General features: G+C 61.0%; 17 protein-coding genes and 1 pseudogene. 2 read left to right on the top strand and 16 right to left on the bottom strand.

Translation table 11 applies throughout. The annotated features are described in order from the left end of the window. Positions 1-27: 27 nt before the first annotated feature. From bamA to lepA, 14 genes and pseudogenes are all read right to left on the bottom strand, one after another. The gene (bamA, locus tag FIV42_RS27405; RefSeq protein WP_141200781.1) at positions 28-2,571 is read right to left on the bottom strand and encodes an outer membrane protein assembly factor BamA; all 2,544 of its coding nucleotides are present in this window, start codon (positions 2,569-2,571) and stop codon (positions 28-30) included. Between the two features lie 202 nt (positions 2,572-2,773). Then, a pseudogene (locus tag FIV42_RS27400) lies at positions 2,774-3,451 on the bottom strand (ABC transporter ATP-binding protein); the annotation flags it as partial. Beyond that, the gene (locus tag FIV42_RS27395; protein ID WP_141200779.1) at positions 3,444-5,030 is read right to left on the bottom strand and encodes an FtsX-like permease family protein; all 1,587 of its coding nucleotides are present in this window, start codon (positions 5,028-5,030) and stop codon (positions 3,444-3,446) included. The pseudogene FIV42_RS27400 and the gene FIV42_RS27395, both read right to left, overlap by 8 nt. Positions 5,031-5,102: 72 nt before the next feature. After that, positions 5,103-6,234 (bottom strand): peptide chain release factor 2 gene (gene prfB, locus FIV42_RS27390; RefSeq protein WP_141200778.1). Its coding sequence is split into 2 segments (ribosomal slippage): positions 5,103-6,173 and positions 6,175-6,234, totalling 1,131 coding nucleotides; the frame shifts between segments, so codons are not numbered across the junction. Positions 6,235-6,416: 182 nt separating this feature from the next. Beyond that, positions 6,417-7,733, bottom strand: a complete 1,317-nt coding sequence (gene eno, locus FIV42_RS27385; RefSeq protein ID WP_313788403.1) for a phosphopyruvate hydratase — start codon at positions 7,731-7,733, stop codon at positions 6,417-6,419. 151 nt (positions 7,734-7,884) lie between these two features. Continuing rightward, positions 7,885-8,487 carry a hypothetical protein gene (locus tag FIV42_RS27380; RefSeq protein WP_141200777.1) on the bottom strand — a complete coding sequence of 201 codons (603 nt, stop codon included), beginning with the start codon at positions 8,485-8,487 and terminating at the stop codon, positions 7,885-7,887. A gap of 32 nt (positions 8,488-8,519) precedes the next feature. After that, on the bottom strand, positions 8,520-9,833 hold the full coding sequence (locus FIV42_RS27375) for a hypothetical protein (protein WP_141200776.1): 1,314 nt from the start codon (positions 9,831-9,833) through the stop codon (positions 8,520-8,522). Positions 9,834-9,916: 83 nt separating this feature from the next. Continuing rightward, positions 9,917-10,579 carry a hypothetical protein gene (locus FIV42_RS27370; RefSeq protein WP_141200775.1) on the bottom strand — a complete coding sequence of 221 codons (663 nt, stop codon included), beginning with the start codon at positions 10,577-10,579 and terminating at the stop codon, positions 9,917-9,919. A gap of 25 nt (positions 10,580-10,604) precedes the next feature. Then, positions 10,605-12,089: a protein phosphatase 2C domain-containing protein gene (locus FIV42_RS27365; RefSeq protein ID WP_141200774.1), complete on the bottom strand. Its 1,485-nt coding sequence runs from the start codon at positions 12,087-12,089 to the stop codon at positions 10,605-10,607. 94 nt (positions 12,090-12,183) lie between these two features. Continuing rightward, positions 12,184-13,767 (bottom strand): AI-2E family transporter, encoded by a 1,584-nt coding sequence (locus FIV42_RS27360; RefSeq protein ID WP_141200773.1) that lies wholly within the window; start codon positions 13,765-13,767, stop codon positions 12,184-12,186. 107 nt (positions 13,768-13,874) lie between these two features. After that, entirely contained in the window at positions 13,875-15,065 is a 1,191-nt protein-coding gene (carA, locus tag FIV42_RS27355; protein ID WP_141200772.1) for a glutamine-hydrolyzing carbamoyl-phosphate synthase small subunit, read from the bottom strand. A gap of 10 nt (positions 15,066-15,075) precedes the next feature. Next, positions 15,076-16,011, bottom strand: a complete 936-nt coding sequence (locus tag FIV42_RS27350; RefSeq protein WP_141200771.1) for an aspartate carbamoyltransferase catalytic subunit — start codon at positions 16,009-16,011, stop codon at positions 15,076-15,078. A 37-nt stretch (positions 16,012-16,048) separates the two neighbouring features. Next, entirely contained in the window at positions 16,049-16,999 is a 951-nt protein-coding gene (lepB, locus tag FIV42_RS27345; RefSeq protein ID WP_222615332.1) for a signal peptidase I, read from the bottom strand. A gap of 10 nt (positions 17,000-17,009) precedes the next feature. Next, on the bottom strand, positions 17,010-18,827 hold the full coding sequence (gene lepA, locus FIV42_RS27340) for a translation elongation factor 4 (RefSeq protein WP_141200770.1): 1,818 nt from the start codon (positions 18,825-18,827) through the stop codon (positions 17,010-17,012). Between the two features lie 448 nt (positions 18,828-19,275). Between lepA and FIV42_RS27335 the strand changes: the two genes are divergently transcribed. Together FIV42_RS27335 and FIV42_RS27330 are read left to right on the top strand one after the other, a co-directional pair. Further along, positions 19,276-19,881 (top strand): hypothetical protein, encoded by a 606-nt coding sequence (locus FIV42_RS27335; RefSeq protein ID WP_141200769.1) that lies wholly within the window; start codon positions 19,276-19,278, stop codon positions 19,879-19,881. Positions 19,882-19,887: 6 nt separating this feature from the next. After that, complete coding sequence (locus tag FIV42_RS27330; protein ID WP_141200768.1) at positions 19,888-20,685, top strand: CPBP family intramembrane glutamic endopeptidase; 798 nt, start codon at positions 19,888-19,890, stop codon at positions 20,683-20,685. Positions 20,686-20,782: 97 nt separating this feature from the next. Here FIV42_RS27330 and purF read toward each other — a convergent pair whose 3' ends face one another. Together purF and FIV42_RS27320 are read right to left on the bottom strand one after the other, a co-directional pair. Beyond that, positions 20,783-22,279: an amidophosphoribosyltransferase gene (gene purF / locus FIV42_RS27325; protein WP_141200767.1), complete on the bottom strand. Its 1,497-nt coding sequence runs from the start codon at positions 22,277-22,279 to the stop codon at positions 20,783-20,785. Positions 22,280-22,405: 126 nt separating this feature from the next. Next, positions 22,406-23,149 (bottom strand): hypothetical protein, encoded by a 744-nt coding sequence (locus FIV42_RS27320; protein ID WP_141200766.1) that lies wholly within the window; start codon positions 23,147-23,149, stop codon positions 22,406-22,408. Between the last annotated feature and the right edge of the window lie 50 nt (positions 23,150-23,199).

Here is a 23,199-nt window from a genome sequence, read left to right as displayed (position 1 = left end):
ATCGGGCTTGATGCGATGAACGAGTCGTTAAAAGGCATTGCCGATGCTGAAGTCGAAGACCACCGGCTCTTCACCACGTAGACGCTCCAGGGGGATACCCCATTCAAATCGAAGCGGCGCGATCGGGCTGAGCCACCGGAAGCCAAATCCGACGGAGGTGCGCAAAGCGTCGTCAAAACGCTCTTCGCGATCGGCGAACAAATCAGGAACCAGCGAGAACGGTTGGTCGTTGTCGAAGGCGTTACCCATGTCGGCGAAGACGACACCCTTGATGCCGGCAGCCGTGAAAATCGGGAACTCGACCTCGGCAGTGAAGATCAGACGCTTGTTGCCGCCGATGCGGAACGCGTCGAGCTCCGAGCCGGGATCGCCGTCTTCGTCGGCCACCTCGCGAATCGGTCCCAGCGAGAAGCGATCGAAGCCACGAACCGTCTGGGGACCACCGACGAAATAACGCTCGAACAGCGGCACAGCACCCTGCGGGTCCAGGTTGGTCACGTAGCCGAGCTCTCCCTGCAATCGGAGCACGAACTCCCAGAAGACCGGGAAATACCAGCGAGTCTCCAAGTCGAACTTGAGGAACTCGTTTTCGCTTAACGTGAAGTTGCGGTCCGCAAATTCCACCTTGGCCGAATGAAATTGGCCGTCGGTCGGGAAGAGGCGGTTGTCACGGTCGTCGTAAAAGAGACCGCCCTGGATACTGCTTGTAAGTCCGCCGCCGAACAAGGCGCCGGTCCCCTGGTTATCCGCCCCGCTCTGGCCACCGGCCTCGACGTCGACGTTCTCGAGCTTGTAGGTCGCCGAGGCGAGCAACTCGCCGGGGATCTGCAGCTCGAACGCCTCCGAAATCGGATAGCCGAAGGTCAGGTTGCCACCGGTCGACTGACGGGTGAAGTCTTGGAACGCGTACTCGAAGTTGTACAGGTCGAACGAGAAATTCCAGCGCGAGCCGAGCAACCACGGCTCGGAGAACTTCAGGTTGAACAGCGTACGAATGCTCGAAAGCTGGGCTTGGAACGATAGGCTCTGGCCGCGCCCGAGAAGGTTGTTCTGCGAAATCTGGGCGTTGGCGATGAAGCTCTCGGTGCTCGAGAAGCCGGCACCGACCTGGAAAGTGCCCGTGCGGGTCTCGTTGACCTCCACACGCACGTTGATCAAGTCGTCACGCGCCCCGCGCTGGGTCGTCACGTCGACCTTGTCGAAATAGCCCAGTCGGCGAACCTCGCGGCGCGAGGCGTCCAAGGCGGCCGACGAGAAGAGCTCGCCCTCCTCGATTTCGAGCTCGCGACGAATCACGTAATCGCGCGTCTTCTTGTTGCCGACGATCTCGATGCGGCCGATGTAGACCTTGTTGCCCTTCTGGATGTCGTAGGTCAGGTCGACGGTGTTGTCGTCCTGATTGATACGCGTCAGTGGATTGACGTTGACGTAGGCGAAGCCGGCGTTTCGGTAGAGGTTGCGCAGCTGCTCGATGTCCTGGCGCATGCGGCCGTAGTCGAAGACGTCTCCCTTGGAGAGCTTGACCAGGTCGAACAGCTCTTCCTTCTCGCTGATGAGGTCGCCCTGGATATCGATGCTGCCGGCGAAATACTGCTCGCCTTCCTCGATATTGATCGTGATGTAGAGGTAGCGCTTATCACGAGACAGGCGAATCGAGGGCATGCCCACGTTCACCTGGACGAAGCCGTGGTTGTAGTAGAACGCGGTCAGCCGCTGCAGGTCCGCCTCGAAGGCTTGCTCTTTGAAGGTGCCGAAGTCGGTCAGGAACGAGAAGTAGCTCCCCTCGCGGGTCGCCATGATGTTGGACAGCTGCTTGTCAGAGAGATTCTCGTTGCCGAGGAAGGTGATCTTTTTGACCTCGACCTTGGAAAACTCCTGAATCTGGAAGGTCACCACGGCCAAGTCGGCGCGTCCGGGCGCCTCGGTGATCTCGTAGTTCACTTCGGCCAGGTAGTAGCCCTTTTCGGCGTACAGTTCGCGAATCTTCTGGGCGTTTTGCTCGACCTTTGCCAAATCGAGGATGGCGAAGCGCTCCAAGTCGACGACCTCACCGATTTCGTCGGCGCTGAGTTCGTCGTTGCCCTCGTACTGATTCTGAGCGATCGCCGGTTTCTCTTCGACGACGTAGGAGACGACGACTTTTCCGTCCTCGGTGACGGTGGCATCAACCTGAATGTCACTGAAGTAGCCCAGCTCAAAGATGCGCTGGATGTCTCGAGAGACGGTGGCCAGGTCGAGAGGCTTTCCCTGCTCGGTCTGAACCCGCTGCAGGATCGAGTCGGCCTCGACGCGTCGGTTGCCGACCACCTGGACGACATCGACCGTCTGCCCCTCTGTGGCGGCGCGGCCCTCCGGGACGGTGGCCGTCCCGACCGGCTCGAGGTCCTCGGGCAACTCCTCCTCGGCGCGCTGCTCGTCGGCCGGCAACTGGGTGCCGAGGTCGCGACGCGGGTCGGTCTGAGCGCCGGCAGGCGACGCCAGAGCGCAGGAGAGCGCAAAGATCACCCCAGCCCAAAGCCAGCGTCCTCGCAGACGTATGGGTAGGTCGTCGTCAGCGTGTTGTGACGCCATGTGGCGTATGCGGCGAGCGCGACTCACGTTTTCCCTTGTGTGCGCACCGGGCACAATTCAATCAACCATTAAGCATGCGATCAGCGACTTCGTCGCCTTCCTTCGCGCGGGCCCGCAACTGCTTGGGGTTCGATGACTCGACGTGGAGCAGCTCTTCGGGGATCCGGTCGCCGACAGTGTCATCTCCTGCTTCGAAAGGCAGCAATCTACCATCGTCGAGCACGAGCTTTATCGGCATCTCTTCCGCAAGTCGAGGGTCGTGGGTTACGACAATCACCGTAACCCCGGTCTCCTCGTTGAGCTCACGGAGAACAGCGTGTATCCCAGCCCCGGTCTTTAGGTCAAGGTTTCCCGTCGGCTCATCGGCCAACAACAGTCGCGGCTTCATGAACAGCGCGCGGGCGATCGCCACGCGCTGCTGCTCTCCACCGGACAACTCACCCGGCTGGTGATGCAGCCTCTCTTTGAGTCCGACCTTGGTCAGCAGCTCCTCGGCGCGGTCTTCTGCTTCGGCGCGCGGCATGCGCGCGATCAGCCCCGGCAACGCCACGTTTTCCAACGCGGTGAACTCCGGAAGCAGGTGGTGAAACTGGAAGACAAAGCCGACTTCGCGGTTGCGAAACTCGGCCAGCTGCGACGAAGACTTGGCAAATAGGTCGACGCCGTCGAACAACAACCGACCAGCCGTGGGCTCGTCGAGGGTGCCGATGAGCTGGAGCAGCGTACTCTTGCCCGCCCCGCTGGGCCCCATCACCGCGATCTGGTCGCCGGCGTAAATCTTGAAATCCATATCCTCGAGCACGCTGAGCGTCTTGCCGCGGTGCAAAAACCGCTTGGTCAGCCCCTCGCTCTCGATGAGCACTTTGCGTTCGTCAGTCATATCGTAGTCCGTCGACCGGTTTGAGTTTCGAGGCCAGGTAAGCCGGATAAATCGTCGCCGCCCAACTGATGAACAGCGCGCAGACGATGACTGCACCGACCTCCCAGGCGTTGACCTCCACCGGCAGCTTCGAGATGTAGTACACTTCGGAGTCGAGGGGCACGCCGTAGACGCTGAGATAGGCGCAGATTCCAAGGCCACCCACAAGGCCAATCAACGCGCCCAGCCCGCCGATGACGAGCCCCTGGAAGACGAAAATGCGTCGAATTCCGCCGTCGGGCACACCCATCGACTTCAAGATAGCGATATCGCGCGCCTTCTCGATGACGATCATGATGAGCATCGCGATGATGCTGAAGCTTGCGACGAGGATGATGAACGTCAACACGACGAACATGGCGATCTTCTCGAGTTCGAGCGCGTAGAACAGGCTTCGGTTCATCTCCTGCCAATCGAGGACCTCGTACTTGGGTCCCAAGCTCTTTTGAAGATCGGCGGCGATCTCGATGGCCAGGTTGGCGTCGATCGTCTTGATCTCGACGCCGCTGGCTCCCTTTCGGTTCAGGAAGTCTTTGGCATCCGAGAAGCTCGTGTAGGCGTAATTCGCGTCGTACTCGTACATCCCCGTCTTGAAGATGCCGACGATGCGAAACGGGCGGCTGCGCGGCATCAGGCCGGTGGGGCCCATCTCACCTTCGGGCGTGACCACGTTGACCTCGCTGCCCAGCTCGACCTGCAGCGACTTTTTGAGTTCGGGACCGATGACCAGCCCAGGAAGCGCCTCGTAATCGGGGGCCTCATCCTGTCGGCTCGCGTCGTCGCCCTCACCCTCGCCGTCACCGAAGATGGGAGGCATGGCGCCCTCGCCGTCTTCATCTTCGGCGATGGGCGGCATGATCATCTCACCTTCGTCGTCGCCCTCCTCTCCTGCCGCTTGTTGCTCGGCGGACCCTTGATGAGGAAGCGGAGGCATGTCGAAGGCATCGTCGGCCGCTTCGTCGTCAGCCGTCACGTCGTCGGCGGGAGCAGCGCCTTTGTCTTCGCTGCCCGCCGTCTCCTCCTCGAAGTCATCCTTCTCGGAGCCGACGCGGTCGAGAATCTCGTTGATATGTCGCTCGCGCTCCTCGTCGAGCTTCTCGAGCATCGGACGCGGGTTCTGCAGGTATTTGAGGTTGCCCTCGACCATGTCTTGAGAGAGCTCACTGACCTGGCCGACCCGATCGGGATCGATGCCGCGAAGGATCACGCCGCTGAGGTTCGTGGGACTCGAGACCATGACCTCGGCCTCCAGAAACGGCTCGGCGCCCGTGACACCTTCCATCGCCGCGGCCGTCTTGGCCACCTGTCCGGCGTCGACCAAATCGTCTCCCTCGGCCGCTTGGACTACGGCGTGGGCCTTGGTCCCCAAGATCTTGTCTTTGAGGTCCTTTTTGAAGCCGCCCATAACGCTGAGCACCACGATCAGCGCGGTCACCCCGAGGGCGACCCCGCAGATCGAGATCAGCGTGATGATGGAGACGACCTGGGTTCGCTTCTTGGCCATCAAGTAGCGAAGCCCGATGAATCGTTCGTAGGACATGTCGGCTCGAAAAGCCTCTTAGATGGGTAATGAGTGACGCCGCCCTCGGGCGACGTCTGCACACGAGATGCGTCAACTCGCCTCGGCGGGCTCCTCTTCGGTCTCGCCGCCCTGCTGGAGCAGGTAGGCTTCGATGAACTCGTCGAGGTCACCGTCGAGCACCGAGTCGGTGTTGCCGATGGTCACGCCCGTGCGCAGGTCCTTGACCTGCTTGTACGGGTGCAACACATAGGACCGGATCTGGCTGCCGAAGGCGACGTCCTTTTGCTCGGAGTGCTCGGCAGCGGCGCGCTCTTCGCGCTCACGCAGCTCTTTTTCATAGAGCTTGGCGCGCAGAATCTTCATGGCGGTGGCGCGGTTTTTGTGCTGCGAGCGCTCGTTCTGGCACTGAACGACGATGCCGGTCGGCTGGTGGGTGATACGCACCGCCGAATCGGTCCGGTTGACGTGCTGACCACCAGCGCCCGAGGCGCGGTAGGTGTCGATGCGAAGATCCGAGTCGTTGATCTCGATCTCGATGTCGTCGTCAATCTCCGGGGCGACCGATACCGCTGCGAAACTCGTGTGGCGGCGGCTGCTGCTATCGAACGGACTGATGCGCACCAGACGGTGGACGCCGGCCTCGGCCTTGAGCATCCCGTAGGCGTACTCGCCTTTGACCAGAATGTCGGCCCCTTTGATGCCGGCCTCTTCGCCGTCTTGTTTGTCGGTGATCTCGGCCTTCCAGCCCTTCTTCTCCATGTAGCGCAGGTACATGCGCAGAAGCATGTCCGCCCAGTCCTGGCTCTCGGTGCCGCCGGCGCCGGAGTTGATCGAGAAGATGGCGTTGTGGTCGTCGTGCTCTCCGCCGAGCATGCGGCGAGTCTCGAGCGACTCGACTTCCCGTTCGGTCTGCTGCAGCAGATTACGAGCCTCGGCGAGCGAATCCTCATCGCCGCCGACTTCCTCGGACAGCTCGATGAAGACACGCGCCTCCTCGACGTTGGTCTGCTGGGCGTCGAATTTTTCCAGAAGCCCTTCGATCTCGCCGCGTTCCTTCATCAACTCTTGAGCGCGGTCGGAGTCGTCCCAGAAGCTGGGGTCCTGGCTGATGGCGTCTAGCTCCTCGAGGCGTGCCTGCTTTTGAGGCAGGTCAAAGATACCTCCGGAGCTCGGTCAGACGCTCTTTGAGGTCGTCGATTTTCGAGCTCAGTTCGTTACTCATCTTGGGCTTTCTCGGGTGTTGGAATCCACTTGGCCGATTTACGGCTATAAACAATGCCGTGAACCACGCCGCTATTCCGGCGTCGGCAAGGTTTGGGTAGTAACGTGTGGGGGGGGGGGGTGTCAATCGGGGTGTGCGCATGGGCGAGCTGCCGAGGCGGCGCCTCGGCAGCTCGCAGGGCCTCAGCCTAGCCCACCAAATGCGTCGATGCCCGGGTAAATCGCCGAGTCGCCGAGTTCCTGCTCGATGCGCAGAAGCTCGTTGTACTTGGCGACGCGATCCGAGCGCGACAGGCTGCCCGTCTTGATCTGGCCGCTGCTCGTGGCCACTGCCAGGCTGGCGATGGTGGTGTCTTCGGTCTCACCGGAGCGGTGGCTGATCACCGAGGTGTACCCGGAGCGATGAGCCATCTCGATGGCGTCGAGGGTCTCGGTGATGGTGCCGATCTGATTGACCTTGATGAGGATCGAGTTTGCCACACCGCTCTCGATGCCTCGGCCGAGTCGTTCGGTGTTGGTCACGAAGAGGTCGTCACCGACGAGCTGAACGCGCTCGCCCAGCGCGTCGGTCAGCGCCGCCCAGCCGTCCCAGTCGTTCTCGTCGAGGCCGTCCTCGATGCTGATGATCGGGTACAGGTCGGACAGTTCGGCGTAGAAGCTCACGAGTTCTTCTGCTCCCAGCGAGCGCCCCTCACCTTCGAGCGTGTAGACGCCTTTGTCAGCGTCGTAGAACTCGCTGGCCGCACAATCGAGGGCGAGGCGGACCTGGTCGCCCGGGTTGTAGTTGGCCTTGTCGATCGCTTCCATGATCAGGTCGAGCGCCTCCTTGTTGCTGCCAAGGTTGGGCGCAAAGCCGCCCTCGTCGCCCACCGAGGTGCTGTAGCCGCGGCTCGACAACACCCGCTTGAGCGAGTGGAAGATCTCGGCCCCGCACTGCAGCGCCTCACTGAACGTCTCGGCGCCCACCGGCACGACCATGAACTCCTGAAGGTCGACGGTGTTGTCGGCGTGCGCGCCACCATTGACGATATTCATCATCGGCACGGGCAGCACCGTCGAGGTCAGCCCACCGATATATCGGTACAGCGGCATGCCCAGGTAGTTCGCCGCTGCGCGCGCCGTGGCCATACTCACCGCCAAGATCGCGTTGGCGCCCAGCTCACCTTTGTTGTCGGTGCCGTCGATCTCGCACATCAACATGTCAATGCCGGTCTGGTCGACGGCGTTGTACCCCTCGAGCTCCGGCAAGATTTTGTCGTGGACGTTGTCGACTGCGTTGCGCACGCCTTTTCCGCCGTAGCGGTCGCCGCCGTCTCGCAGCTCGACGGCCTCGTGCTCGCCGGTCGACGCGCCGCTGGGCACCGCTGCGCGCCCCATGGTGCCGTCTTCGAGATACACGTCGCACTCGACGGTCGGGTTTCCGCGACTGTCGAGGATCTCGCGTGCCACGATGTCTGCGATGAAACTGCCGCCGGTCTGCTCATCCATGTGATGGTGCATCTTCTCGTCCTTGTCTGGAAAGTTGTCGTCTTCGAGGTCGTCTTAAAAAGTTCTGAGTCGCGTGACATTGACACAACATTCGTGCGCGTTCGTCAACATCAAGGTGGAAGAAGGTTGAGGATGGAGGAAGACGGGTTAGGATAGGTAAGCCTTACTCTTCCTCCCCCGCTCTCTCCCCTTCCTCTCCCTTCACTTCCACCACCCAGAACGGGGAGTTGTAGAACCGGCTCGCCGGCGGGCGAGCGTAGACGCCGAGTTGGCTGGCGTCGGGATCGGAGACCACGGCCACCTGGTAAGGCACGTTGAAGAGGCTCAGGTGCGCTCTGGCGACCTCGGCGGACAACTTGCCGCCCGAGCCCCGCGCGCCGACAAAGACGCCCACGATATGGTCCTCAGGGGTTCGCTGCATGGACACCTCGTCGACGATATCGTCGAGTTCGGGCTTGAGCGAATTGTAGAGGGTGTCCAGCGTGGCGATGTGCTGGAAGCGAGAGAAGCCGGTCACCTCGAGGAAAGGGCCGACGTCGTCGACGGCGAACGCGCCGATAAGCACCGCGAAGGACGGCTCGTGGCGGTATGATGCGGCGAAGGCGAGCTCATCGAGGACGTCACGGTAGATGAAGAGACGCACCTCATTGCCCGTAAACTCGCCTATCGGTCGTGCCTCGAGGGAGGCCACGTCGGTGGGCGCGTCTCGAAAGATCGAACTCGCCAGCTTCTCGCCGGCGAGTCGCACGAGTTCATCGCGGTCCATAGATTTCTTGGAGTCGGTGGGCGCTCGTGTCGCTACGAGCGCGGGTGGATAGCTCGATAGGCCAAGGTGCTCGTCTGGTCGACCGGCGTGATCTCACCGCTCTTTACGTCGATATCCCAGGCCATGCAGTTGCCTTTGGATGCCCAATCGTCCGACTTCTCCTCGTCGCCGGCCTTCAGGCTGTGCTTGCACGCCCACTCTTCTTCAACGTGCCTGCGGTCGAACTTATCCTTCTTCTCGAGATTGTAAACGTAGAGGATGCGGTAGACGCTCTTGTCCTTTTTCTGGGGCATGAAACGGCAGTTGCCCTTGCTCTTGCAGACCTCGAATTCCTCGCGGGTCTTGGCCTGCGCGGTGAGCATCCACTCGAGCGACTCGATGAGGGCGTCATTCGACAGCACGTGCACCAGCGAGCGACAGCCCGGGTGGCGCGGCATCTTCTTGCAGGCGCCGTCGACAAAGCGCTTTTTCTTGCTGTCGAACTCTTGCGGCATGATGTCGACCGGATTCTTCTGATCGAACTCCTCGCCAGCGCGCATGATGTCAGCTGCCTGCAGGTTGATCGCTCGAAGCGCCTTGCGGTCGTAGTCGAACTTGAACTCGGCGTAGGTCGGCGAGCCCTCTTCGACCCACTGAAAATAGGCGTCGAACTTATTGCCGCGGTCGTGATCAATGGTCCAGCCCAAGATGGTGTCTTCATCGGAGCTTTCGGCGCGCTCCTTGAAGTAGAGCAACAAAGCGCCGCCCAAGTTCACCCCGGACTCGAAGCGGTGGTTGGTGATGGCGGCAACGACCTGTTGGGCCTTGTCGTAATAATCCGACTCCACACCCTTCTTGGGGGTTTGTGCGACCTTGGCGAGCACGTTTTTGGGGACGACCTTCTGCCCCTTCAAGTCGACAAGCCAAGCCGGTCCGATGCGGATATTGGCGTCTTCGAAGGCATAGCGCACCAAGTAGTATTGGGGGCCGTACTTCGTTTCACCCCACCAGGTCGCCTCCCAGCCACTGGGCTTGGCGCTGGTGATCTTGAGCTTCTCTTTGACGAACTTCGCATCATCCAGGATGTCGGCCACGGTCGTGGCCTCGGCGGCCTCTTCCTCGTCGCCTTCTTCCTCAGGCATCCCCTCCACCGTCTGGCGCTTGACCAATTTGATGGCCGCCTTTCGGTTGGCCTCGGAGGCCCACGGGTTCTCCTTTTCCTTTTCGTCGGTTTCTTTCTCGACGACCCGCTCGACCACCTGCGTACTCGCGTCGCGAGTCAGTTCATAGGTGATCAGTCCGCCGACCACTAAAATCAGGGCGAGAAGCACCCCGAGGGTAATTTGAAGGATTAATCTAGTGTCCATTCGCCCGTCTTGCGCTGAACTTAAAAAAGGAAGCCTTTCAGCGAATATAGCAGACCGGTAGCGTATTCGGCAACGACGACAACTTACTTGGCCAAGTCGTAGACTTTGACGTTGTCGAATTTGACGGGCGCCGACCAAATATTGAAGGCGAAGTGCCGATGGCCGTCACCTGTGAGCGCCTGTGGGTCCTCATAGGTCATGAAGTGTTTGCCGTTGACGAACCAGTGCAAGGTCGAATCGGTGCGCTCGATGGCCATGTTGTAGGTATGGCCAGGGACGACGCCATGGGTATTGCGTGCCTTGCGATCTTTGCCGTGCTCGTCGAGGCGAGCGATCACATCGAGCGTATTCTTCCAACCGCCAAAGATCAGAATGTAGCCCGACTCGTGCTTGACGCCGTCGCCGAAGACTTCGACTTTAATGTCGCCCACCGACGAGAGCGCGGTGACGTCGAATTCGATGCGGGCCTTATCGGGCAGCTCCTGTTTGAGCCAAAGCGGGTCATTTTTGATGTCGACCCCGATGACCGCACCGTCTTCGACACGCCACTTGCCGACGCCGTCTTCGCCCTGACCTCGCTCCCATTCGGGTCGAAACGTGCCGTCTTCGAAATCGTCGCTAAAGACGAGCTTGCCGTCGGTAGTCGGAGCAGGACCTGTCGAATTGTCGTTTGGCGTCGCTTTTCCGTTGCCGTCGCACGCAGCCAGCGTCGCCAGGCAGGTCCCCAATATAAGCCAAGATTTCATAGAGTTTGATTGCATGATGCTGCCTTTAGAGCTCCTCGATACTCTCGTCATCGAGGTCGAGCTTGATCGTGCTGCGCAGGTCTTCGAGATCGACCTCATCCATGTCGACGTCAGACAACTTGACGTGCACCTGAGTCTCGTCTTCTTCAGAGACGTGATCCTTCGACGCCGGGCTCGATGAACTGGCGTCGCCCTCCCCTTCGGCCGCCGCTTTGGAGCGGCGAGGCTTGACGACCAGAGAGCCGGGGGCCGGCGTCTCGTCTTCGCCCTGGATGCTCACCTCGTCCCAACGCCTCGGCTCGTTGCGCAAATCGGCCGGCACGCGACGCAATTGACGAGCAAAGGTGCTGGCCAGTCCATAGAGCACCTTCGAGGAGAGCTCGGGGCGCTCACGCAACAGCGCAAAGAGCGGCTGTCGGCGAAATACCAGCAGGTTGGTCGGCTCGAGAGCCTCGCAGGCTTCATCCGGCGGGGCCCCGCCGACGAGGCTCATCGCGCCGAAAAACGAGCCGGTCTCCAACACCGTCACGTTGGCCTCGGGTCCGAGCACGCCCACCGATCCTTTGACGATCAGACACAATGATTCGGCCGACATGCCCTTGTCGATGATGGTCGCCCCGGCCTCGAAGCCGTGGCGCTCGGCCACTTCTGCCAGTGAGGCCAACTCCGAGGGGGTGACGTGCTCGAAGATCGGGCTGGAGGCGATCATCTCGACCACGCGGCTGTCGAGACGCGTTTGCTTGGCCGCGCCGGTGCTCGAGGCGTCCACGAGGATGGCGGTGATATTGTCCTTTCCGCCGCTGTCGAGGGCATGGTCGATGCACGCCTCGGCGATCACCTCGAGGTCTTCACCGTCGAGCAGATCGAGGATTTGACCGTCACTTTCGAGATACCCGCTGAGACCATCGCTACACAGCAGGAATCGGTCGCCGTCGAGAATCTCAATCTCGTCGACGTCCACCTCCACCGAGTCGCGCACACCCACGGCACGAGTGACGGCGTTTTGATTGGGAATGGAGTCGCCGGCCTTGGCTCGGCCCTGGCGGATCATCTCGTTGAGCAACGAATGATCGTCGGTCAACTGCTCCACTCGGCCCGAGCGGACCCGGTAGATACGCGAATCGCCCACGTGTCCCACAAAGCCCCGCCCACCGCACACAATCAGCGCGCTGCAGGTCGTGCCCATGCCTTTTCGCGTCGAGTCGTGCTGCGCGGCGGCATAGACGCGGTTGGAGGCCTCGGTGATTGCACGCTCGAGCAGCCCCAACAACGTGTCTCGGTGCGAAGGATTGGAGGGTTCACGCTCCAGGTTCTCGATGACCTCACGCCTCGAACTGACCACTTCGTGGATCGTGCGTACGCTGATCGCGCTGGCGACTTCGCCACCGGCGTGACCACCCATGCCGTCGCAGACAACGAACAGATTGAGGTCACTATCGACGAGGAAATTGTCCTCGTTGTGATCCCGGACCCGACCCGTGTCTGTCGTCGCCCAGAACTGGACCTCCATGCTTACTCCTGCAAATCAACGACTCTTGTCGACATCTTGGGTATAATTGCTGCCTCTAACAATCGCACAGAGACGCTTGCTCTCCAAGCTTCGATCAGGGCGATGACGTCTCCGGAACAGCGTCCGCGCCGGGGGCGCCATCGTTGGTGCGAATCTTGTCGCGCACAAACTTGAACAACTCGAGAATGATCGAGGCCACCGGCACGGCCAACAGCGCCCCGACCAACCCGAAGGTGCTTTCCCCGGCCAACAGCGCGAAAATGACGATCACCGGGTGGATATGCGCGGACGTGCCGATAATCTGGGGGTTGAGGATATTGGCTTCGATGAAGTGAATGAGCAGGATCCACCCCAATGCCGCCAATCCGGTCAAAAATCCGTTCATCATCCCGATGAGCACGATCGGAATCGTCGAAATGATCGTGCCGAAGATCGGAATCAGCGAAAGCACTCCGGCGACCACCGCCAAGAGGAGGCTAAACTTGATATCGAGGATGACGAGCCCGACAAAGGTGAGAATCCCGTTCACCAAGCAGATCAGCAATTGGCCACGGATGACGCCGGAAAGTCCCCGGTCGACGCGGCTCAAGAGTTCGTCGTAGCCCTCTCGGTAGTCACGCGGCACCATGTCCCGGAAGAACCCGGTAAAGCTGGGCAAATCGATGGACATGAAGGCGGCGACCATAAAGGTCAGGATGATAGCCACGAGCGCCTGGATCACTCCCACCAAGAGCGCCTGCGCGTAGCTGATCACAGAGGCGATGCGGTCGTGAGAGGTGCTAATCGCGCCCTCAATCATCTCGTTGACCCGCGCCTCGAGATCGACGAGCGAGCCGACCTGCAAGGTTCTCTGGTCGGCGTTCTCAGCCACGGGGCGCCGCACCGTCCACACGTCGTCTTCGACGCGTGAAACCTCGACCTCCCCCTCGCTCAAGTAGATCTCGTAGCTGCCGTCGGAGCCCGGCACGAGGCGCACCACCGGTGAATCTGTGGCCCCCACGACGCCCCATTCGCCGTGCTCGACGCCCCAGTCGACCTCACGCGCGTCACGCGCTGAAGGGGTCACTTTGTAGGTGCGTTCGAGTTGGCCCTGCTCTCCGGACAACTCGACCTTGATTTCCATGTCGGCGGCCGCGCGACCACGCGCCTTGGCCACCGCGGTCGCGGCCGCTCGCCGCGAGGCGTCCTGCCACGCCTCATGAACGACGCGCTTGGCCGGCTCGTAATCGGGAGTTGGTGGCGTCACCGGCAGGTAATGCTCGAGGAACTTCTGCACGCGATCGTTGATCCCCGGCAGGTTCTCTTCGCGGAATTCGGCGACCGTCTCGGGTACGGTCTCTGCAAAACGTACGATCTCGCTGACAAAGCGAGGCACCACAAAAATCACCCCGCCGGTCACAATCCCGAAAAAGGCGAGATACACCAGAATGACCGCCGCCCAGCGAGGCATCTTCGGCGACAGCCTGCGCACCACCGGCTCCATCAGGTAGACCAGCGCGCAAGCAAAGACGAACGGCAGCAGAATGGAGTGAAACAGGGCCAGAATGACGACCAAGAAACCCAGCGTGATCAACGGCAACACCAGTTTGCGGCCGCGACCGATGCGCCGGTACCAAGGCGCACGTGAGTCGTCGCCCCCCGAGGGGCCGTGAGGCGTGGAGTTACTGCCGTTGCTCATGCTTGCGTTCTATCCGTCAGAAGAGTCTGGCCACCGCGCGGCCCCATCACGACCCGGCCCGGCAAAGCCGGACCAGTGTCGCTCACGTCGAAAGTGACGTTGTAGTATTAGGCCGAAGCCTCACGAACCATCTTCGCAAAGTCGTCGAAGAAGTCGACTGCGTCGTGCGGCCCCGGCCCAGCCTCGGGGTGATACTGGACCGACAGCACCGGCAAGCTCTTGTGCCGAAAGCCCTCGACGGTTTCGTCATTGAGGTTGATGTGGGTGACCTCGAGATCCGCCGGCAGCGTCTCCGAGCGTACTGCGTAGCCATGGTTCTGGCTGGTCATCGCAATCTTGCCGGTCGACATGTTCTTGACCGGCTGGTTCGGTCCGCGGTGGCCAAACGGCAGCTTGAAGGTCTCGGCGCCGAGCGCACGAGCCAGCAACTGATGACCCAGGCAAATGCCGAAGGTCGGGTAAGTTTCGACCACGCCTTTGACGGTGGCGAGGTAATCGTCGAGGCGCGCCGGGTCGCCCGGCCCGTTCGACAGCATGATGCCGTCAGGCTTCAGTTCGCGAATCTCGTCCATGCTCGTCGAGCCAGGCACCAGCGTCAGGCGCAGCCCCTGGGCGTCGAGATTGCGAAGAATACTGAACTTGACGCCGTAGTCGATGACGACCACGTGCGGACGCTCATCGCCGGCATCCGGGTCATGAGGCACCAGTTCGACGCGCGCCTCGCCAAGCTCCTCTTCGCCGCTCACCTCGGGGTGGACGACCACCGACAGCGGCTCGTTGTGAGCCACCTTGCCGACGAACTCGCCGGAGCCGTAATCAGGTTGGTCGGCGAGGTGTTTCTGCCAACGCTCGGCGTCTTCGGCGGTGGCCCCGTGGGCAATGACCGCCATCATGACGCCCTTGTCGCGCAGGTGACGTGTCAGCGCGCGGGTGTCGATCTCGGTGATGGCGACGATCTCGTTATCGGCGAGCCAGTCGGGAAGGCTCATCTCCGATCGGTAGTTGCTCGGCGTCTCCGAGATACTTCGCACGATCAAGCCGGCTGCCTGAATGGTGGCCGACTCCATGTCGGCAGTATTGACGCCGTAATTTCCGATATGCGGCATCGTCAGGGTGACGAGTTGGCCGGCATACGACGGATCGGTCAAGATCTCTTGATAACCCGACATGCTCGTGTTGAAGACGGCCTCACCGACGGCCACGCCGCTGGCTCCTGCGGCGACGCCCTCGAAACAAGTGCCATCCTCGAGCACCAGCAGAGCCGGTTCGCGATTCTCTTTGTTGTTTTGACTGCTCATGGTCCGTTCTTCAGCTGTTGATTTCTTGAAGACATTCGAGGAGCACGGCCTGGCGCACGGCAATGCCGTAGCCAACCTGCTCCAAAATGAGACTCTGTTCACTGTCGGCGACCGAGGCGGTCAATTCCATGCCGCGAATGACCGGCCCGGGGTGCAGAATAAAGGCGCCGGGCTTCATGCACTCGTCGACGACTTGAGCGTCGATGCCCCACTCACGCACATACAGGTTGGCATCGACCAACTCACCGTGGATGCGCTCCTGCTGGACGCGAAGCATGATGACCGCATCGGCGTCGGCAAGCGCCTCGTCGCGGCTGGTGGCCCGCTCGGCGTTCCACTTCTCGTCGCCGTCCTTCGGCACGAGCATCGACGGGCCGGCGAGCACGACCTCACAGCCCAGCTTGCGCAGCGCATAAACGTCGCTTCGCGCTACTCGGCTGTGGACGATATCGCCGATGATGGCCACCCGCTTCCCTTCGAGTGGCTCGCCGCGTCGGCGAAAAGCGCGCCGAAGGGTCAGCGCATCGATGAGCGCCTGAGTCGGGTGCTCTCCGCTTCCATTGCCGGCGTTGATAAGCGGGATGTCGACGCGATCTTTGACCGCGTAGGGCAGATGCCGCTCGTTGTGGCGTACGACGAGCGCATCGAGGCCCATCGCTTCGAGGTTGCGGCAGGTGTCGAGCACCGACTCGCCCTTCTGGATGCTGCTCTCTTCGCTGCCCACACGCACGGTGTGCGCGCCGAGTTGCTTGGCGGCGAGTTCGAAGCTGACGCGTGTTCGCGTGCTCGGCTCGAAGAAAAGGAGCGCGACGGACACGCCGTCGAGCTCCCTTCGGTACTTGGCGGGCGTTCTATGATTGCCATCGCCATCGAGCAACGCCTCGGCCCGATCGAGAAATTGGTTGATTTGCTGCGTCGAGAGGTCTTTCAGTCCAATTAAATCCATCGGGATCAGCCGTGTTACAGTTGTAGGTTTATCCGACTCAATGAATCACCTGCCCGAGCCGATCCCAGCGAATCGAGTCGGGCCCGAGCGATAACCAGATGATCATCGCCCGGCCTTTGATATTCTCGACAGGGACCTGCCCCCAGCAGCGACCGTCCGAGGAGTTGTCCCGGTTGTCGCCCATGACGAAGACGTGGTCCTTCTTGACCTTGATCGGCCCGAAATTCTCGTGTTTGCCCGAGTACTGGATGGTGTACTCGTGGCCGTTGAGCTCCTCGACTTCGGAGACTTGATGCGGGAAGAGGTAGTTGCCCGTCGACTCTTTGCTCACAAAGGTACGCTCGACCGGCTCACCGTTGATAATGAGCTGATTGTCACGCAGCTCGACGGTATCGCCTTCGATGCCCACGATGCGCTTGATGAAGTCTTTTTCCTCCACCAGGCTCGCCGTGTCGATGCACTCGCGCCTGGAGGCCGGCTGCTTGGCCAGATACTGCCTGGCCTCGGCGCCGGGGAATTTAAAAACGATGACTTCGCCGCGATCGGGCTGTTCGAAACGCGTCAGGTACGTCTCGGTGAACGGCACGCGAATGCCATAGATGAACTTGTTGACGAAGAGGTGGTCGCCGACCAACAGCGTCGGGATCATGCTGCCGGTGGGAATCTTGAACGCTTCGAGGACAAAGCCGCGCAGGATCAACGCGAACAGAATGGCCAGACCGATGCTCTCGGCATACTCGCGCAGCACCGTCTTTTCTTTGCCTTCGAGCTGCTTGTCGAGCCACGGAGACAGCTCGTCGATCTTGGCATGCGCAGCTTCGGCTTCGCCATCCTCGATGAGATGGCGCACCTCATTGAGGCGGTTTTGGAGCTGACGCTGTACGTCATCCGACAGCCCGTGGGCACGATCGAGACGCCCCTGAGCGTGGCGCACGAACTGGCGCGCCCCTTCCAGGTCTCTCGATTCGGTTGTGTTGGTGTTCGCCACGCTCGCCCCGTCAGTCTTCGTCAATACTCAGTACAGCAAGGAAGGCCTCCTGCGGGATTTCGACGGTCCCGACTTGCTTCATGCGCTTCTTGCCTTCCTTCTGGCGCTCGAGCAGCTTGCGCTTTCGGCTCACGTCGCCGCCATAACATTTGGCGGTGACGTTTTTGCGCAGCGCCCGGATGGTCTCTCGAGCCACCACCCTCGAGCCGATGGCTGCCTGGATGGGGATTTCGAAGAGCTGCTGGTGAATGACCTCTTTGAGCTTCTTTGCCAGCGCTCTGCCCCGATCATAGGCGAAGTCTCGGTGCACGATGATACTCAATGCATCGACGACTTCCTTGTTGACCAGGATATCGAGCTTGACCAGATCCCCCGGACGATAGCCAATCACATCATAATCTAAGCTCGCGTAGCCTCGCGAGCAGGATTTGAGGCGGTCGTAGAAGTCATACATCACCTCGTTCATCGGAATCTCGTAGGTGAGGATGACTCGGTTCGGCCCGGAATAGCGCAAGTCCTTCTGCTCGCCGCGTCGCTCTTCACACAACTTCAGGACGGGACCGACATGATCGGGCGGCACGTGAATCGTGGCGCGGACGTACGGCTCCTCGATCGTGTCGATATCCTGCACGTCGGGCAGCTCGCTCGGGTTTTCGACCTTGAGGACTTCGCCCTCTTTGGTGAAGACGTTGTAGACGACCGACGGTGCGGTCGTGATCAGGTCGAGGTCGTACTCACGCTCGAGGCGCTCCTGGATGATCTCCATGTGGAGCAGGCCGAGGAAGCCGCATCGAAACCCGAAGCCGAGCGCCTGGCTGGTCTCGGGCTCGAAACTGACGCTCGAATCGTTGAGCGACAACTTCTCGAGCGCATCCTTGAGCTCATCATAGTCGGAAGAGTCGACCGGGAAAAACCCGCAGAAGACCATCGGCTTGACGTCTTTGAAGCCGGGCAACGGCTCGTCGGCCGAGTTCTTGGCCGAGGTGACAGTGTCACCGACCTTGGCCAAGCCGACGTCTTTGATCATCGAGATGACGAACCCGACCTCGCCGGGGCCAAGTGAATCGACCGCAGTGGGTTTGGGGGTGTAGACGCCGAGTTCTTCGACGTCTCCTTTGGCCCCCGACGCCATCCACTTGATCTTCTCGCCCTTTTTGAGCGTGCCCTGAGTCACGCGGACCAGGTTGATCACGCCGCGGTACGGGTCGAACCAACTGTCGAAGACCAACGCCTTGAGCGGCGCGTTCGGATCACCTTCGGGCGGGGGAACCTGGTCGACGACCGCCTCGAGAATCTCGTGGATCCCGATGCCGTTCTTGGCGCTCGCCGGGATCGCATCGGTTGCATCGAGGCCGATTGTCTCCTCGATATCCTCTTTGACCCGGTCGACATCGGCAGCCGGAAGGTCGATCTTGTTGAGCACCGGAATGAGCTCGAGATCGGCGTCCAGCGCCAAGTAGACGTTGGCCACCGTCTGGGCTTCGACGCCCTGCGAGGCATCGACGACCAGCACAGCCCCCTCGCACGCCTGCAGGCTACGCGAGACTTCGTAGGTGAAGTCGACGTGACCCGGGGTGTCGATGAGGTTGAGCAAATACGTCTCGCCGTCGTCGGCCTCGTACTCCAAGCGCACCGACTGCGCCTTGATGGTGATCCCGCGCTCCCGCTCGAGATCCATCGAATCGAGGAACTGCTCTTTTTTGTCACGCGCTTCGATCGCGCGCGTTTCGTCCAAGATCCGGTCCGCCAACGTCGACTTTCCGTGGTCGATGTGGGCGATGATCGAAAAGTTGCGGATTTTATTCTGGTCGATTTTGCGTTTCGCCATACTAAGCGTTGTCCGTCAGAAGACCTTCTGGCGCCATCGAGCGCCTCGAGGGCGAACGTTCTCGCGAGAGATGTTATCTGTCCCGGGTCCACAACCAATGGGCATTTGCGTTTATGCCGAATCGATGCCGGACCTTTGGTCGCGCCTTCATAACTCACTGCGCGAGCACAGGTCAAACTGCTCGGCACTTTGCTGACTTGGAATTCGCAATTGCCAGCCTCGAGATCGAGACAAGCCAGGCAAGTGCCACCGTCACCACGGTTCCGGCAACAAAACCCTGCTTGATGCAAAGCTCGACCGAGGGTTACAAACGTGGAACCACGTCAGCCAGCGCTGCACCGCACGTGAAGTCTGGTGCACCACAAAAGTTCGCACCGGCTGGGTATCTGTGCTAATTTGCCCACATCTGAACGTCGGATGAGCTTGCGAATCACCTTGGAGTAGCATCATGAAACGTCTTTTCGCATTCGTCGGCCTCGTGGCCGTTGTGGCAGCCAGCGCTGCCGGCTGCAGCAGCGACGAAGCCGCAAAGAAGGGCCGCGACGACGGCCTGCAGAACCTGGGCCCGAGCCTGACGACCTCCAAGGAGGACGGGCTCATCGTCGAGCGGTACACCCTCGACGAGGACGACAAGCCCGACGTGGTCAAGTATTTCGAGGAGTACCCCGACCCCGATGACAAGTCGATCACCAAGCGCCGACTTCGCAAAAAAGAAGTCGACGTCAACTCCGACGGCAAGATCGACATTGTGCGCCTGTACAACAAGAACGGAACCCCGCTCAAAGAGCGCCTCGATGTCGATCTCGATGGCAAGGCCGACACGGTGAGCTACTTTGGCAATGGCGAACTGGTCAAAAAAGAGGTGCTCTCCGAGGATGCGTCCGAAGTCGTCGAGACGCGCTACTACGCCGATGGCAAGATCATTCGCGTCGAGAAAGACCTCAACCAAGACTCGAAGGTTGACTACTGGGAGTTCTATGAAGAGGGCTCTCTCGACCGTATCGGCCGTGACATCGATGCCGACGGCCGCGCCGACTCCTGGACCCGCCGCTAGTCTTTGATGAAAAACCCGCTGTTTACTTCCCTTCGTAACTTTCTGGCTGAAGCCCGCGCTGAACTCAGAGCCAACGGAGGTGCGCCCGTCTCTCTCGACGGGCGCACCGTGGGTGTGCTCGTGCTCACATGCGTGCTGTTGACCGTGTTTTTCTACTACGGTCGCCCCGGATTTTTCCGCAGCCACACCGTCGAGATGGCCATCGCCGGCGCCCTCGACCTCGACACGAGTGTCTACCGCGGGCTGATCCCCTACTGGGGTTGGGCCCTGGCGAGCATCCTTCTGCGTATTGTCATCCCCCTGGCTTGCATCGTGTGGTGGTTTCGTGAATCGCCGCGCGACTATGGCTTTCGCATGTGGAAGAAGGGCCACGGCAAGATCTACGCCCTCCTCTACCTGGTGATGCTGCCCGTTCTGGTGGCGATGAGCTTCACGGAGAGCTTCCAGCACAAGTACCCGTTCTACGACAACGCGACCGACTCGGTGGCACATTTCGTGCTCTACGAGGTGGCCTACGGAGTGCAATTCTTCTCGCTGGAGGCGTTCTTCCGAGGGTTTCTGATCTTCGCGCTCTTCAAGAAGTTCGGCTACTACGCCGTCGTGATCATGACCGTGCCCTACTGCATGATTCACTTCTCGAAGCCGGTGCCCGAGACTTTGGGCGCCATCATCGCCGGCCTGGCGCTCGGGTATCTGGCGATCCAGAGCAAGTCGTGGATCCCCGGGGCACTGCTGCACTGGGGCGTGGGCGTGACGATGGACCTGTTGGTCGTGGGCCAGAAGCTCTCTTCGGGACTATTTTAGGATACAAGAAACAATTTGAGGGTCGTGTTAGCAACCACTCTCGCTAACACGACCCTCAAATTGTTTCTTGTCCGCCCAATTAGCCGCTAGATAGTCCTCACTCCGCTGGCGGCGCGCCGACCATCTCGCCGGGCTCGCCGACCGTTGCCTCGACCTTCTCTTTGCCGGGCTCCTCAGCAGCCTTTTTGCGGTCGTTGCTCGCCAACGGAATCGGGTAATCGCCCGTGAAGCATGCCTCACAGAAGCCCGACTGGCCGTCCTCGGTGTTCGTGCTCACGGCTTCACGCAGCCCCTTGATCGACAAGTAAGCCAGCGTATCGGCGGTGATATACTTGCGAATCTCCTCGAGCGAGTGACTCGCAGCGATGAGCTGGCTGCGCTCGGGGGTGTCGATGCCGTAGAAGCACGGGTGCGTGGTCTGCGGACTGGCCACGCGAAAGTGCACCTCTTTGGCGCCCGCCTCGCGGACCATCTTGATGATTTTGCGCGACGTGGTGCCGCGCACAATCGAGTCGTCGACGACCACCACCCGCTTGCCCTCCAGCACAGACTGCACCGGGCTGAGCTTGAGCTTGACGCCGAAGTGCCGAATCTGGCTAGACGGCTCGATGAAGGTGCGCCCCACGTAGTGGCTGCGCACCAAGCCGACTTCGTACGGCACGCCGCTCTCTTGGGCGAAGCCGAGCGCCGCCGGTACTCCCGAATCGGGGACAGGGACGACCACGTCAGCCTCCACACCCGACTCACGCGCCAAAATGTTGCCCATGCGCTTGCGCACGCCATAGACATCGCGTCCGAAAACCGTGCTGTCAGGCCGCGAGAAATACACGAGTTCGAAGATGCAAGGCGTGGGCGTTTGCTTGCGAAACGGCTCCATCCACTTTTCGGTGCCGTCGCGGTAGGTGACAAACATCTCACCGGGCTCGAGCTCGCGCTCGAACGATGCGCCCATCAGCGTGAAGCTCGTGGGCTCACTCGACACCACACGTGCGCCATCGAGATGTCCCACACATAGCGGGCGCACCCCGTTGGGATCACGCAGACCGATCATGAACTCGGGGGTCAGGCAGACCAGGCTAAAGGCGCCCTGTACCTGATTGAGCGCGTCGATGATCGCGTCGAGCATATTGTCTGCCAGGCTCTTCGCGATCAGGTGCGCGATCACTTCGGTGTCGGTCGTGGTGCCGAAGATACTCCCCTGAGACTCGAGCTTCGCGCGAAGCGCCCCGGCGTTGGTCAAGTTGCCGTTGTGCGCCAGAGCGATGGGGCCGTACTTGGTCGAGACGCTGATAGGCTGGGCGTTGCGAATCGCCGACTCACCCGAGGTGCTGTAGCGCACGTGGCCGATGGCGGCGTCGCCGGGCAGCCGCGAGAGCACATCTTCGGTGAACTGCTCGCTGACCAACCCCTGGCGGCGCTGCACATACATGTTGTGGTCGCCCGCGATGGTCGTCGCGATGCCGGCGCTCTCTTGGCCGCGGTGCTGCAGAGCGTGCAGGCCAAGATAGGTGTGATTGGCGGCTTCCTCGTTGCCGAGAATACCAAACACACCGCATTCTTCCTCGATGAGATGTCTGCGTTCTTCGTCGAGCATATCGCCTGCTACCCTCGCCTCCGTGGAGGCTTCACGACAAATTGGCTGCTAGTTCGATGACTGTCTCGTCAATCCGGTCTACACAACGGTCGCCGCACGCGGACATTCCCGCCGCGTGTCGCGCCGTCATTCTCCGGAGCCGGCGGCCTTGAAGCTCGAAACAAAACTCTCGAAACCATCTTGGTGAGCGGCCACCGTCGACTTCGGTCCAGTCAACTTGAAGAAGAAATTGCCCGCCTGGCTCTCGACGATTGCGCCGCGCATGCGCCAATTCGGCTGCGCCTGCCCCCCGCCCATAGCCGCGCCGACTTGGAAGGTGCCCGACACATCGATCAGGTGGACCTTCAAGCCATTGACTTGGCGCGTGGTCTGCACCGGTTTGGCTTCGGTTTGGGTGAACTGGCCGACCCAGCGGTCGAAGTTGGCTTGGATCGAGCCACCTGCGCCCTTGCCAAAATAGAAGGCCGTCAAAGTGGCCGGCTGCCCGCCTTGCTCGCCCGGAAGGTGATACTCGGCGAGGCGAAAGCTCGACGCCGGCTTGACCGCGCGCCAAGACTCGGGCGTCGACCAGCGCAGCGGGCCTACCTTGCCGAATTGTGAGGGAGACATGCCCTGCTGGTCGGTCTGCGGCGGCGCTACCTGGGAGTTGCCTCCCATTTGCCCTCCGCCCATTTGGCCACCTGCCGCCGTGCCGCCGCGCTGGGCGACCGGGGGATGATCCGCCGGCAGGTTTTGCGAAGCGCCGGGCCGCGCAGGTGGCGTGGCGCTCGGGGCCTGCGCCTGAGCCCGGTCGGGGGCACTGGCGCTGGGCGCATCTTGGAATTCGTCGGACTCACACGCCGTGCCGAGGAGGGAAAAACCTACCAGCACGATGGCTACTCTGTGTCTTAATTCGAACATGCGATGCCGATATATGTAAC

Source organism: Persicimonas caeni (assembly GCF_006517175.1).
GTDB lineage: Bacteria > Myxococcota_A > Bradymonadia > Bradymonadales > Bradymonadaceae > Persicimonas > Persicimonas caeni.
Note: the sequence above shows the minus strand (reverse complement) of the source record. Positions and strands in the feature narration are given on the sequence as shown.

Excerpts from the sequence above, each read along its gene's own strand:
- FIV42_RS27395 (WP_141200779.1), bottom strand. The coding sequence starts at position 5,030 with ATGTCCTACGAACGATTCATCGGGCTTCGCTACTTGATGGCCAAGAAG.
- carA (WP_141200772.1), bottom strand. The coding sequence starts at position 15,065 with ATGAGCAGTCAAAACAACAAAGAGAATCGCGAACCGGCTCTGCTGGTG.
- bamA (WP_141200781.1), bottom strand. The coding sequence starts at position 2,571 with ATGGCGTCACAACACGCTGACGACGACCTACCCATACGTCTGCGAGGA.
- eno (WP_313788403.1), bottom strand. The coding sequence starts at position 7,733 with ATGCACCATCACATGGATGAGCAGACCGGCGGCAGTTTCATCGCAGAC.
- FIV42_RS27330 (WP_141200768.1), top strand. The coding sequence starts at position 19,888 with ATGAAAAACCCGCTGTTTACTTCCCTTCGTAACTTTCTGGCTGAAGCC.
- FIV42_RS27335 (WP_141200769.1), top strand. The coding sequence starts at position 19,276 with ATGAAACGTCTTTTCGCATTCGTCGGCCTCGTGGCCGTTGTGGCAGCC.
- FIV42_RS27350 (WP_141200771.1), bottom strand. The coding sequence starts at position 16,011 with ATGGATTTAATTGGACTGAAAGACCTCTCGACGCAGCAAATCAACCAA.
- FIV42_RS27380 (WP_141200777.1), bottom strand. The coding sequence starts at position 8,487 with ATGGACCGCGATGAACTCGTGCGACTCGCCGGCGAGAAGCTGGCGAGT.
- lepA (WP_141200770.1), bottom strand. The coding sequence starts at position 18,827 with ATGGCGAAACGCAAAATCGACCAGAATAAAATCCGCAACTTTTCGATC.
- FIV42_RS27365 (WP_141200774.1), bottom strand. The coding sequence starts at position 12,089 with ATGGAGGTCCAGTTCTGGGCGACGACAGACACGGGTCGGGTCCGGGAT.
- FIV42_RS27375 (WP_141200776.1), bottom strand. The coding sequence starts at position 9,833 with ATGGACACTAGATTAATCCTTCAAATTACCCTCGGGGTGCTTCTCGCC.
- FIV42_RS27370 (WP_141200775.1), bottom strand. The coding sequence starts at position 10,579 with ATGAAATCTTGGCTTATATTGGGGACCTGCCTGGCGACGCTGGCTGCG.
- purF (WP_141200767.1), bottom strand. The coding sequence starts at position 22,279 with ATGCTCGACGAAGAACGCAGACATCTCATCGAGGAAGAATGCGGTGTG.
- FIV42_RS27360 (WP_141200773.1), bottom strand. The coding sequence starts at position 13,767 with ATGAGCAACGGCAGTAACTCCACGCCTCACGGCCCCTCGGGGGGCGAC.